Below are 11,787 nucleotides of genomic sequence, written 5' to 3' on the forward strand. Positions count from 1 at the left end.
GATGCAAGTCACTTTTGCTTGAGAATGAGCGATTATTCGGGAAATTTTACCGTTCACTTCTTTAGCAGCACCAGAAAAGCGCAATAAAACCGGCGACACTCCTCCCCAGAATAAGGCAGAACCATGCGCCGCGCCCTTCCCTTCCTGCTGAGTTTCACCGGCGGCTATGTCGATACCGCGGGCTTCCTGGCGCTCGGCGGATTGTTCACCGCCCACGTCACCGGCAACTTCGTGACGCTGGGTGCGGCGCTGATATCGGGGACATCGGGCATCATCGCCAAGCTTCTGGCGCTGCCGGTCTTCTGCCTGACGATCTTTCTGCTGCGTTATGTCACCCGCCGCACCGGAACGGTCGAAGACCGCAGCCTGCGGCTGATGCTGATCCTGAAGCTCCTGTTCCTGATCGCCGCCGCTGTCATGGCGATCCGCCTTGGCCCGTTTGCCAACCCGGACGGCCTGCCGCTTGTTGTCACCGGCATGCTGCTGGTGGTCGCCATGGCCATTCAGAATGCCGTGCACCGCATCCATCTAGCCAGCGCGCCGCCGACAACGCTGATGACCGGCACGACGACGCAGATGATGATCGATCTCGCCGACCTGGCGCAGGGAACGCCCGTTGACGCTGCTGCACCGGTAAAAACCCGGCTCTCGAAGATGGCGCTAGCCGTCGCCTCCTTCGCGCTCGGCTGTGGACTGGCAGCACTGGCTTATGTCCTCGTGGGCATCTGGTGTTTCGCCCTTCCGCCGCTCCTGGCGCTGGTTTCGGTGACGCTGGCCTTCCAGCAACAGCAAACTCCATAAAAGCCTGGGGGTACGGAAGCAGAACATCTTTTCTGGTCTTTCGATACCGAATCACTACATTACGCGGCATGAGCAATAGTTTCGACGATATTCCCTTCTTCGACGAAGAGCCGCAGGCACCGCGCAAGCCGGTCCCCGCCGCGCAAGGTGGCGGCCTCGCGGCTCGCGCCATGGCGGCGCGAAATGGCGCAAACCAGAAGCCGGACTATCTCTCGGGCCTCAACCCGGAACAGACAGAAGCCGTCGAAACGCTTCAAGGCCCCGTCCTGGTGCTCGCCGGCGCCGGCACCGGCAAGACACGGGTGCTGACCACCCGCATCGCTCACATCTTGAACACCAACAGCGCCTTCCCCTCGCAGATCCTCGCCGTCACCTTCACCAACAAGGCAGCCCGCGAGATGAAGGAGCGTATCGCCCATCTGGTCGGCGGCGCCGTCGAGGGCATGCCCTGGCTCGGCACCTTCCACTCGATCGGCGTCAAGCTGCTCCGCCGCCATGCCGAGCTGGTCGGCCTGCGCTCCGATTTCACCATTCTCGATACCGACGACGTCGTGCGCCTCATCAAGCAGCTGATCCAGGCCGAAGGCTTGGACGATAAGCGCTGGCCGGCCAAGCAGTTCGCCGGGATGATCGACACCTGGAAGAACAAGGGCCTCAGCCCCGCCGATATTCCCGAAGGCGATGCCCGCGCCTTTGCCAATGGCCGCGGCCGTGAGCTCTATTTCGCCTACCAGAATCGCCTGTCGACGCTGAACGCCTGCGATTTCGGCGACCTGCTGATGCATCCGATCCATATCTTCCGCAAGAACCCGGATCTGCTGAAGGAATATCACGGCCGCTTCCGTTACATCCTCGTCGACGAGTATCAGGACACCAACACCGCCCAATATATGTGGCTGCGGCTGCTGGCGCAGCGTCCCAAGGGCGAGCCGCAGAATGTCTGCTGTGTCGGTGACGACGACCAGTCGATCTATGGCTGGCGCGGCGCCGAGGTGGACAATATCCTGCGCTTCGAGAAGGATTTCCCGGGCGCCAAGGTCATCAAGCTGGAGCGCAACTACCGCTCGACGGCCCATATTCTGGGCGCCGCCGCCCACCTGATTACCCATAACGAGGGCCGCCTCGGCAAGACGCTGTTCACCGATCGCTCCGACCCTGACGACGTCAAGGTGCAGGTGCATGCCTCCTGGGACTCGGAAGAGGAAGCCCGCGCCATCGGCGAAGAGATCGAGCAGCTCCAGCGCGACAAGCACAATCTGAACGACATGGCGATCCTGGTGCGCGCCTCCTTCCAGATGCGCGAGTTCGAAGACCGCTTCGTGACGCTTGGTCTCAACTACCGCGTCATCGGCGGCCCGCGCTTCTACGAGCGTCTCGAAATCCGCGATGCGATGGCCTATTTCCGCCTCGTCGCGCAGCCTTCCGACGATCTGGCTTTCGAGCGCATCATCAACACGCCGAAGCGCGGCCTCGGCGACACCACGGTGCGCGCCCTGCACGATTATGCCCGCGCCCGCGACATCCCGATGCTGGCGGCAGCCGCCGACATGATCGAGACCGACGAACTGAAGCCGAAAGCCCGCAAAGCGCTGTTCGACGTGATTCAATCGTTCCGCCGATGGCAGGAAATGCTTGAAAGAACTCCGCATACCGATCTCGCCGAGCAGATCCTCGAAGAGTCGGGCTATACCGATATGTGGAAGAACGACAAGAGCGCCGAAGCGCCCGGACGCCTCGACAACCTGAAGGAACTGATCCGCTCGATGGACAGTTTCGAATCGATGCGCGGCTTCCTCGAGCACGTCTCGCTGGTCATGGATGTCGAGCAGAACGAGAACCTCGACGCCGTCTCGATCATGACGCTGCACTCCGCCAAGGGTCTGGAATTCGAAACCGTCTTCCTGCCCGGCTGGGAGGAAGGCCTCTTCCCGCATCAGCGCTCGCTCGACGAAAGCGGCCGCGCCGGCCTCGAGGAAGAACGCCGCCTCGCCTATGTTGGCATCACCCGGGCCAAGCGCCGCTGCCACATCTGGTTCGTCTCCAACCGCCGCATCCACGGCCTCTGGCAATCGACGATCCCCTCGCGTTTCCTCGACGAATTGCCGGAAAGCCACGTCGAAGTCGCCGAAGTCGAGCAGAGCTACGGCGGTTACGGCCGCGGCGGCTATGGCCAGTCGCGCTTCGACAAGTCGGATCCCTTCTCCAATTCCTATTCGACACCCGGCTGGAAGCGCGCCCAGCAGAACAAGACCGAAGCCACCCGCGACAACTGGGGCAGCCGCTCCGGCCACGCCGTCGAGCGCATCGGCTATGGCGAAAGCGGCCCCAAGGGCCGCACCATCGAAGGCGAACTCGTCGCCAAATCGACCTCTGCCGAGCCCTCGAAATTCAGCACCGGCGACCGCGTCTTCCACATGAAGTTCGGCAACGGCAACATTACCGGCATCGAGGGCAACAAGCTGACGATCGATTTCGACCGGGCGGGGCAGAAGCGCGTGCTTGATGGGTTTGTGGAGCGGGTTTAGCTGGCGCCATTCTTTAGATAAGACTGGATCACCGAAACAATCTGGTTCTTCGCTTTGAAGATGTCGGTGACCTGCACGACGTCAAACCGGCTTCCTGCCTTGTCGGCATCGAAGATGGTAAGAAACTTCGTCTTGCCATTCAAATGCAGCCGAACGATCGGCTTTCGATTGTTGTCGTCGAAATTGATGCCGCAATATGACTTCTGATCACGCATGACGATCCTGTCGATATCGGCAACTTCAGCACCGATAGCACGCACGATGTTGAAGCCGTCAATTTCTTCCTGGGTTGTTTCGATGCCGTCAGCATCCTCAGTCAGTTGGGTGACTGAATCGATGTCCTTGATCGTTGGAATGTTGACGTTCTCGTTGAAGGCGGCGGTCAGGCGCTTTTGGATTTTCTGCCGGACAAGGTCCTCGAACGCGCGCTTGATGATAGGCTTGAATTCAAGCACAACCGACGCTGTCAGCTTTCCATCATAGAAACCTCGCGAGATCATTCGAACGAATTCATCATCCGGCTCATTGAACTGAGCTTCGATCGAACTGATGGCAGCCTTCATCCGCTTAAGAGTGCTGGCGGAACTTTTGATGTCCTCAATCGAAAATTTATCGTGATGAAATTTCTCGAGCTCTTTCAGGTCATTGTCATTGTAGTCAAACAGATCAAATTTGAAGAACGGATTGGTGTCGAGCTTGTTGGCTGCGTCGAGATCGGTAAAAAACCAAATCTGAATTCCGTTCGTCAGAATGGCAATCGAGCAATCGGTGGTCGAGAAATACCGATAGAGCTGGCTGTATTGAGCCTCTGAGAGGTTGGCGCTGACGGCTTTTGCTTCCAGGATATATTCAATCTTCCCTTTGATCTTGACTGCGTAATCGACCTTTTCGCCCTTCTTTAGTCCCACATCCGCGACAAACTCCGGAACAATCTGTGTTGGATCGAACACGTCGAATCCAAGAGTTCTTAGAAACGGCATAACCAAGGCATTTTTGGTTGCCTCTTCAGTCAGCGCTATGTTTTGGGCGGAAATAGCTCTCTTCGACAGTTCTGCGACATGCTCTTTAAACGACATGAAAGACCCCTCCGGCTCTGCACGGAGAAGTATTAATTCAGCCCATCAAAAGAGCAATCCAGGCGAGCGCGAATTTTTTCAACACCACCCACGTATAAGGTGCATCGACCTCCGCGCGCTCATCCCAGCATCTGCATCGACCCCAATCCCAGGATATCATTCAGCAGCGCGATCCCCATCCCCAGCGCCACGATCACCAGTCCGATCAGAAACAGCCGGCGTGAGCGGTCGTATTTGGCGGCGATCAGCGAGTCGCGGGCGAGAAGGTCGGCGAAGACCTTGACCTGGATGGCGATGCCGATGGTCAGGAAGACCATTGGCACGATGTCGATGCGGCTCCAGTCGTTCGGGTTCGAGACCCAGCGGCCGATGAAATTCAGTGAGAAGCCGAGGATGATCCCGGCCGCGGTCAGCGAACCGTTGCGGAACGTCGAATCGATCTTCTCCTCAGGGTCCGGCTCGGCCATCGCTCTCCTCCCGATGACGGTCATCGAAAGAAAGGCAGAAATGGGCGGGATCGGCAAGAGCCCGTCTGCAGGTGCCGCGCGCCACGAAGCTTCGGTGGCCCGGGCATCGGCGATGTCACCCATTCGTGACTTCGTCCACGGCGCCTCTTCCCGCATACTGCGCGCGGGCTGGCAAAGGAGGATGCAGATGAAACGCTACTCGCTGCCGATGATCGCCCTCGCGCTCCTGGCCGTCGTGCTCGGCAATCCGGGCATCGCCATGGCTTGCAACAGGATCATCGGAACTTGAGCCCTTGATGCGAACGAAGCGGAGGCGCGGGCCGGGGTTCGCGCCTTCATTGTTTTCGGCGAACGGAAACGAGCGTGCTGATTCTTCCGCCGCGCGGGACGCGCAAAATCGCCCGACAATTTGCCGCAGCAGCACAAGCAGCGTCAAACAGCGCATTGCACCCGCTGGCTGCCGAGACGGCTGGCCATGCGCAACCGGCGGACGCCAACAGCACATAGATTCCACCGCGGCAGACAAAAATTCAATAACGATTTCAATGAAATAAATACGGTAAACGAAAGATTAAACTGCGTCGCCGCCATCCGTCAATGGCAGTTATCCCCTGTCAAAACGTCGCTTTGACCACCTCCGCAAATCGGCTTAGCCCGGCTCCTGTCCGGCCATGAAGACCGGGCTTCACGAAGAACTCGCAAAGGAGGTTCCAGTGACCAGCGTTTCATCCTTGGGCAGCGCCCTCACCCAGTATCAGTCCCCGATTTCGAGCCTCGACAAGAACGGCGACGGCATTATCTCCGCCGACGAGCTTGCAGCGGCAAACATTTCCACCGGTGCTTCGACGACCGCCAACAGTACTGCGAAGGCGTCCTCCACCAGCAGTGACGACGACAGCGGTTCCACCACAGACGTCGTGCAGCGCATCACCGCCGATATCCTCAACATGATGCTGCAGATGCAGCAGCAGTCCGATAGCGGCGCCAGCGATGACGGCAGTGACACCAGCAGCGATGCAAGCGGCCCGCAGGGCATTCTCGCCTCGCTCGACGCCAATGGCGACGGCAAGCTGACGACAGACGAAATCCTCTCCGGCGATACGCAGGCCCTTTCAGGCGATGCCTCCGGCGGCGAAGACGATCAGTTCCTGACCAATATGCTGACCGATATCCAGAAATCGCAGCAGGCTTACCAGAGTACCTACGGCTCTTCGCCGGCCGCCGCTGATGCGGCAGACCATCAGGGCGAAATCCAGGCTATCTGACCCGTGCTAGGCTCCGCCGGGGGAGCCTTGCCGGTGAAGACCATTGTTTGAAGAAGGCCGCAGCATTTCGCGGCGCCGTCAGATTGGCGGAACTGCTTAAAGTACCGCACCATCAATCGAAATACCCGAAAAATAGGGCTTGCATGCTGAGCGCCAGCCCCCCACTAATCGGTGGATACTCACGATCCCGATTGCGGACGGCACGCTTTGACGGAGTCCTTGCATGAGAGCTCTTCTGCTCGTCGATATCCAGAATGGCTTTTGTCCCGGCGGCAATCTTCCTGTTCCCGAGGGCGACAAGGTGGTGGCGGTCGCGAACCGCCTGATCGACAGCGGAAAATACCAGCTCATCGTTGCCTCGCAGGACTGGCATCCGCCAGGTCACGGCAGCTTCGCCTCCTCCCATCCCGGCAAGCAGCCCTTCGAGATGGGCGAGCTTGCAGGCAAGCCGCAGATGATGTGGCCTGATCACTGTGTCCAGTACACCATCGATTCCGAGCTGCATCCGGAACTGAAGGCCGAAGAGATCGATCTCATCCAGCAGAAGGGCGAAGATCCGCGCGTCGACAGCTACTCCGCCTTCCGCGACAACGATCACGACGCCTCGACAGGCCTTTCCGATTTCCTTGAGGACCAGGGCGTCACCGATCTCGACGTCTGCGGCCTGGCGACCGACTACTGCGTCAAGTTCTCGGCCATCGACGCGCTGGACATGATCCCCGGCGTCCGGGTGCGCTTCATCGAGGATGCCAGCCGTGGCATCACGCCCGAGGGTGTCGCGACCGCAATCGCCGAGATGAAATTCCGCGGCATTGCCATCATCGACAGCCGCGACGTGCTCGAAGGCTGAGCCTCAGTCGGTCGCTGCCCGTTCCAGCCCGTAGATATCGTCGGCCAGATCCTCGGCGCGCTTGGCGAAAGCCGCATGCGCATCCTGCAGCCCCTTCTTGTAATAGGCCGCCCCGACCTCCTTGGCGAAGAAATCCATCACCAGCTCCGCCTTGATGATACCGATGGATTGATCGAGTTCGGCATCGAAGAAATGCTGGATACTCGCCATCAGCTGCGCCTTCTCATCCTTTGAAAACTCGATCGCGACCATCTGCTGTCTCCGTGGTTTGCAGCCCACCGTTCAGCGAAATCAATCGTTCAATCAAGGAAATTCGATTGCGGCGGCAGCCTTTGCCTCCTAGAGGAAGCCTATTCGAGAAAAAGGAAGCATGCATGCCGATGAGTCGGTCGGAATTCGTTGACGGCTTGCGGGGCGGCTCTGCCGTGGCCCTCGCCTCCGCCCCTTTCGGTGCGCTGTTCGGCGCCCTTGCCGCCGATCACGGCATGTCGCTTGCCGAGCTCACCTTCATGAGCGCCACGGTCTATGCTGGCGCCAGCCAGATGGTCGGCATCGAGCTTTTTGGCGGAAACGTCCCTGCCTGGGTCATCATCGCCTCGATCCTCGCCGTCAATTTCCGCCACGTTCTCTATTCGGCGGCGATCGCCAAGCACATCCGCCATTTCACGGCGCTGCAGAAATTCTTCACCTTCTTCCTGCTGGTCGATCCGCAGTTTGCCGAGACCGTCAAGCGCAGCGAATCCGGGAGGCAGGTCACCTTTGCATGGTACTTCGGCTTCGGCATCATCATCTACGTTCCCTGGGTGCTGATCAGCCTGCTCGGCGGCGTGCTCGGCAGCTTCATCGGCGATCCCAAGACCCTTGGCCTCGATATCCTGCTGCCCGCCTATTTCCTGGGCATCGTTCTCGGCTTCCGCAGCCGTGACAACTTCCTGCCGGTCGCAGCGGTCAGTGCCGTCGCCTCTGTTATCGCCTATCATCTCGTCGGCTCGCCCTGGCATGTCAGCCTCGGTGCAGCAGCAGGCATCGTGCTCGCCGCCGTCCTGCCGCTTCCCGCCGTCCACCAGCCAGAACCGGCCAACGAACCGCACGAGGTCTGATCATGGAATTCGATCTTCACATGGTCCTGGTCATCATCGCGGCCGCCATCGCCACCTATGCGACACGTATCGGCGGCTATGTATTGATCACCACGATGAAGCGCATCCCGCCGCGCATGGAAGCGGCGCTGAATGCCGTCCCGGCAGCGGTCCTGACCACGCTCGTCGCCCCCGCCTTCTTCGACGGCGGCTGGGATTCGAAGCTGGCGCTCGCCGCCGCGCTGGTCATCGGCCTGCGCTATTCACATATGTGGATGCTGGGCGTCGCCTGGGTCATCGTCATGGTCTGGCGCCACACGATCGGCATGTAATGAAAAAGGGCGGCCAGACCGCCCTTTCCTTTATCCGCTCGTTGAGCCGCTCAATATTCCAGCGGCAGCGTCGCATTCTCCAGCCACGCCTGGATATCCCTGTCATGGATCAGCGGCATCAGCGCCTCGCGGGTGCGGGCGTGGTAGTCGTTGAACCAGTGCAGCTCGTCATGGGTCAGCAGCTCAGGGATGACGATCGAGCGGTCGATCGGGCAGAAGGTCAGCGTCTCGAAGCTGCGCATCGGCGTATCGCCGCCCTCGACCTCCTCGGCCTCGCGCACATAGATCAGGTTCTCGATGCGGATCCCGAAACTGCCCGGCCGGTAGTAGCCGGGTTCGTTGGAGAGAATCATGCCGGGCAGCAGCTCCTGCGTCGAAAGCTTGGAGATGCGCTGCGGCCCCTCATGCACCGAAAGATAGGAACCGACGCCATGGCCGGTGCCATGGCCGAAATCGGCCCCTGCCCGCCAGAGCGCGATACGTGCCAGTGGATCGAGGTCGCAGCCGCGCGTCCCCTTCGGGAAGCGCGCCGTGCTGATCTGGATCATCCCCTTCAGCACCAGCGTGAAGAAGCGCTTGTGCTCCTCGGTGACGGCACCGATCCCGACAGTGCGGGTAATATCAGTCGTGCCGTTGATATATTGCGCCCCTGAGTCAATCAGGAACAGCTCGCCCGCCTGGATCGGCCGGTCGGTATCGACGGTAACGCGGTAATGCATGATCGCCGCGTGCTCACCGGCACCGGAGATCGTATCGAAGGACACATCCTTCAGAGGGTTCTGCATGCTCTGGCCAACGCTGGCGCGCACCGCCTCGAGCTTTTCGGCCGCCTGGATCTCGGTAATACCGCCGGGCTTCTGCGTCGAAAGCCAGTAGAGGAACTCGACCATGGCAGCACCATCCTGCAGATGGGCGGCAGCCGAGCCATTGATCTCCACGTCGTTCTTGATGGCCCGCGGCAGCTTGGCGGGATCGGCGCCCTCTACCACTTCGCCGCCTGCCTTGCGGATGATCTCGGCCAGCGCATAGGAGGCGATCTCGGGGTCGATCATCACCCGGCCACCATCCTCGGACACGGCAGCCAGCCGTTCATCCAGTGAAGACGGCGGCAGCTGGGTGGAAATCTGCGCCAGATAGGCTTCCTGCTCGATACCGGTCTTGCGCTTGTCGAGGAAAAGCTCGGCTTTGCCGTCGGCATGGATGATGGCGCGCGCCAGCGGATGCGGCGTATGCGGCACGTCGGCGCCGCGGATATTGAAGATCCAGGCGATCGACGACGGATCGGCGATCAGCACCGCCGCCGCCTTCTTTTTCGCAAGGTCGGCGGCAACGGTGGCGATCTTGTCGCGCGCCAGCACGCCGGCCTGGGCAATATTCTGGATCGCCACGGCGCCGAGCGGTTCGGCGGGGCGGTCGCTCCAGAGCTTGTCGAGCGGATTGTGCGGCAGGAACACCAGACTTCCGCCGATCTCGGCGAGCGCCTGCTGCAGCTTGCGGACTTCCGAACCGGAATGCAGCCACGGATCGATGCCAAGGCGCATGCCTTCTTTGCCGTTCTTCGGCAACCAAAGATGCGGCGGCTCGTTCACCAGATCACCGCCGGTAAAGACCGAACCGTCCACCTGCTCCGCAAGCTGGGTCACGTAACGGCCATCGACAAAGACCACGGCCTGGGTGCGGGCGATCAGCGCGATACCGGCCGAACCGGTGAAGCCGGTCAGCCATGCCAGCCGCTCGGCGCATTTCGGCACATATTCGCCGTTGAACTCGTCGCCGCGCGGCACGAGGAAGCCATCGATGCCGAGCGCATCGAAACTTTCACGCAAGGCGCTGACGCGATCGCGGCCGAATTGCGGCGTGGAGGTCACTTCGAAAGACTGAAACATGCTGAAAACCCAATGCTGAAGGCCGAATCCGCTCAGAGCGGTTGGCGCTATGTTACCGGAATTCCTAGGGAAGTGGAGAAAAACAAGATCACCTCCCCTTAAGGCAAGCCGCCCATTATTTTGGCAGAAATGTGACAACAAAACCGAAACTGGCACGCTTTATGCATTCCGTGCATGGCTCCCATGACGCAAACCCTCTGCCAGAGTTTTTTCGGATGGTTATATAGGGCGCATCAAACGGGTTCGAGATGAACCTCAAACGAAAAAGGAATTATGAAATGACTGCCTCTCTGTCGCGCTTCGCTTACAGCAGCCCGGTGCAGGCTGGCGAGCGCCAGACTGTCCGTCACGTCATCGGCGCGCGCCGCCCGCTCAACGAGGATAGCCTCAAGATGCTCGGCACCAGCCACAAGTCTACGCGCCACAAGGGCGCACCCAGCTACGCGTTCTGAGCTATTTGCCGCTTCGTCTCTCCTCCTCCCTCGACGGACCGGCAATCAGAACTGTAGAGCCCACTCGAGCGCTCCTCCTCCTTTAGCTCGTGGGCACGACCGTTTGACGGTCAAAAGGCGGTGCCACTGGCACCGCCTTTTCTTTTTCCCGGTATTGCTCTTCCCTGACCTTACGGGCGATCGAGGTGGATCGTCACCCAGCCGTTGCGCCAGATGGTGCGCACATGGCGAAGCTTCTGGCCGTTATAGGCCGACAGCACCTTCCAGCGCTGCGATGCCAGAATGCCAGACAGGATCACCGTACCGCCGGCCGCCAGATTGTCGGTCAGCTTCGGCGCCATGCGGATCAGCGGCCGTGCCAGAATATTGGCGATGATCAGGTCGAAAGGCCCGTGTTCGGAAAAGGCCGTCGAATGAAAACCCGGCGCCGTCTTGGTGACGATGCCGTTGGCAATGCCGTTGGTGCGCACGTTCTCCGCGGCAACGCGCGTCGCGATCGGATCGATATCGGTCGCAAGAACCGGAATGTTCTTCAGCTTGCGCACGGCAATCGCCAGCACGCCGCTGCCGGTGCCGAGATCGAGCGCGTTCCGGATGGTGCGCGAACGCATCACGCTGTCGATGACTTCGAGGCAGCCCGCCGTCGTTCCGTGATGGCCGGTGCCGAAGGCCTGACCGGCATCGATCTCGATGCCGATATCGCCGGAGCGCACCTTGTCCCGGTCATGCGAGCCATGCACCAAGAAACGCCCTGCCCGGACAGGCTTCAGACCTTCCAGCGACTTCGCCACCCAATCGACATCCGGGATCACTTCGCGCTCGATGGAAAGTTCGGGATAGGCGGCCGCCAGCGCCTCGCCGACGCGCTGCCGCACCTCGTCCTCGTCCTCGCGCATCATGTAAACGGAAGCTTCCCAGATGTCCTTCTTCTCGTCGATCTCGGTCGTCGCGATGGCGAAATCCTCTTCGCCGAAAACTTCGCTCAGGAGGTCGAGAACCTGCTCGGCCTGCTTCTCGGTGGTCGAGACGTAGAGGCGGATTTCACTCACGAATT

At 60.3% G+C, this 11,787-nt stretch carries 12 protein-coding genes; 7 read left to right on the plus strand and 5 right to left on the minus strand.

Annotated elements, in window-relative coordinates; genetic code table 11:
• Positions 1 to 123 precede the first annotated feature (123 nt).
• Complete coding sequence (locus AC1DNK_RS06645; RefSeq protein WP_477940118.1) at positions 124 to 801, plus strand: YoaK family protein; 678 nt, start codon at positions 124 to 126, stop codon at positions 799 to 801.
• Between the two features lie 68 nt (positions 802 to 869).
• Entirely contained in the window at positions 870 to 3,326 is a 2,457-nt protein-coding gene (locus tag AC1DNK_RS06650; protein ID WP_477940119.1) for an ATP-dependent helicase, read from the plus strand.
• On the opposite strand, the gene AC1DNK_RS06655 is transcribed toward AC1DNK_RS06650, so the two are convergent.
• On the minus strand, positions 3,323 to 4,402 hold the full coding sequence (locus AC1DNK_RS06655) for a type I restriction endonuclease (RefSeq protein ID WP_477940120.1): 1,080 nt from the start codon (positions 4,400 to 4,402) through the stop codon (positions 3,323 to 3,325). The two genes, AC1DNK_RS06650 and AC1DNK_RS06655, sit on opposite strands and share 4 nt — an antisense overlap.
• A 119-nt stretch (positions 4,403 to 4,521) precedes the next feature.
• Positions 4,522 to 4,869 (minus strand): hypothetical protein, encoded by a 348-nt coding sequence (locus tag AC1DNK_RS06660; protein WP_112387011.1) that lies wholly within the window; start codon positions 4,867 to 4,869, stop codon positions 4,522 to 4,524.
• Positions 4,870 to 5,582: 713 nt separating this feature from the next.
• Between AC1DNK_RS06660 and AC1DNK_RS06665 the strand changes: the two genes are divergently transcribed.
• Entirely contained in the window at positions 5,583 to 6,134 is a 552-nt protein-coding gene (locus tag AC1DNK_RS06665; RefSeq protein ID WP_477940122.1) for a hypothetical protein, read from the plus strand.
• Between the two features lie 223 nt (positions 6,135 to 6,357).
• Positions 6,358 to 6,984, plus strand: coding sequence for a bifunctional nicotinamidase/pyrazinamidase (pncA, locus tag AC1DNK_RS06670; protein ID WP_477940124.1), 627 nt, complete (start codon positions 6,358 to 6,360; stop codon positions 6,982 to 6,984).
• Between the two features lie 3 nt (positions 6,985 to 6,987).
• Here pncA and AC1DNK_RS06675 read toward each other — a convergent pair whose 3' ends face one another.
• Complete coding sequence (locus tag AC1DNK_RS06675; RefSeq protein WP_112387009.1) at positions 6,988 to 7,236, minus strand: DUF2164 domain-containing protein; 249 nt, start codon at positions 7,234 to 7,236, stop codon at positions 6,988 to 6,990.
• 128 nt (positions 7,237 to 7,364) lie between these two features.
• Between AC1DNK_RS06675 and AC1DNK_RS06680 the strand changes: the two genes are divergently transcribed.
• The gene (locus AC1DNK_RS06680) at positions 7,365 to 8,084 is read left to right on the plus strand and encodes an AzlC family ABC transporter permease (protein ID WP_112387451.1); all 720 of its coding nucleotides are present in this window, start codon (positions 7,365 to 7,367) and stop codon (positions 8,082 to 8,084) included.
• A gap of 2 nt (positions 8,085 to 8,086) precedes the next feature.
• Entirely contained in the window at positions 8,087 to 8,395 is a 309-nt protein-coding gene (locus tag AC1DNK_RS06685) for an AzlD family protein (RefSeq protein ID WP_477940125.1), read from the plus strand.
• Between the two features lie 50 nt (positions 8,396 to 8,445).
• Here AC1DNK_RS06685 and AC1DNK_RS06690 read toward each other — a convergent pair whose 3' ends face one another.
• On the minus strand, positions 8,446 to 10,281 hold the full coding sequence (locus AC1DNK_RS06690; protein ID WP_477940126.1) for an aminopeptidase P family protein: 1,836 nt from the start codon (positions 10,279 to 10,281) through the stop codon (positions 8,446 to 8,448).
• 278 nt (positions 10,282 to 10,559) lie between these two features.
• Between AC1DNK_RS06690 and AC1DNK_RS06695 the strand changes: the two genes are divergently transcribed.
• Complete coding sequence (locus tag AC1DNK_RS06695) at positions 10,560 to 10,733, plus strand: hypothetical protein (RefSeq protein ID WP_310294647.1); 174 nt, start codon at positions 10,560 to 10,562, stop codon at positions 10,731 to 10,733.
• A 170-nt stretch (positions 10,734 to 10,903) separates the two neighbouring features.
• Here the strand turns inward: AC1DNK_RS06695 and AC1DNK_RS06700 are convergent, their stop codons facing one another.
• Positions 10,904 to 11,782 carry a 50S ribosomal protein L11 methyltransferase gene (locus AC1DNK_RS06700; RefSeq protein ID WP_477940127.1) on the minus strand — a complete coding sequence of 293 codons (879 nt, stop codon included), beginning with the start codon at positions 11,780 to 11,782 and terminating at the stop codon, positions 10,904 to 10,906.
• Between the last annotated feature and the right edge of the window lie 5 nt (positions 11,783 to 11,787).

Source organism: Rhizobium sp. 01N424 (assembly GCF_056399485.1).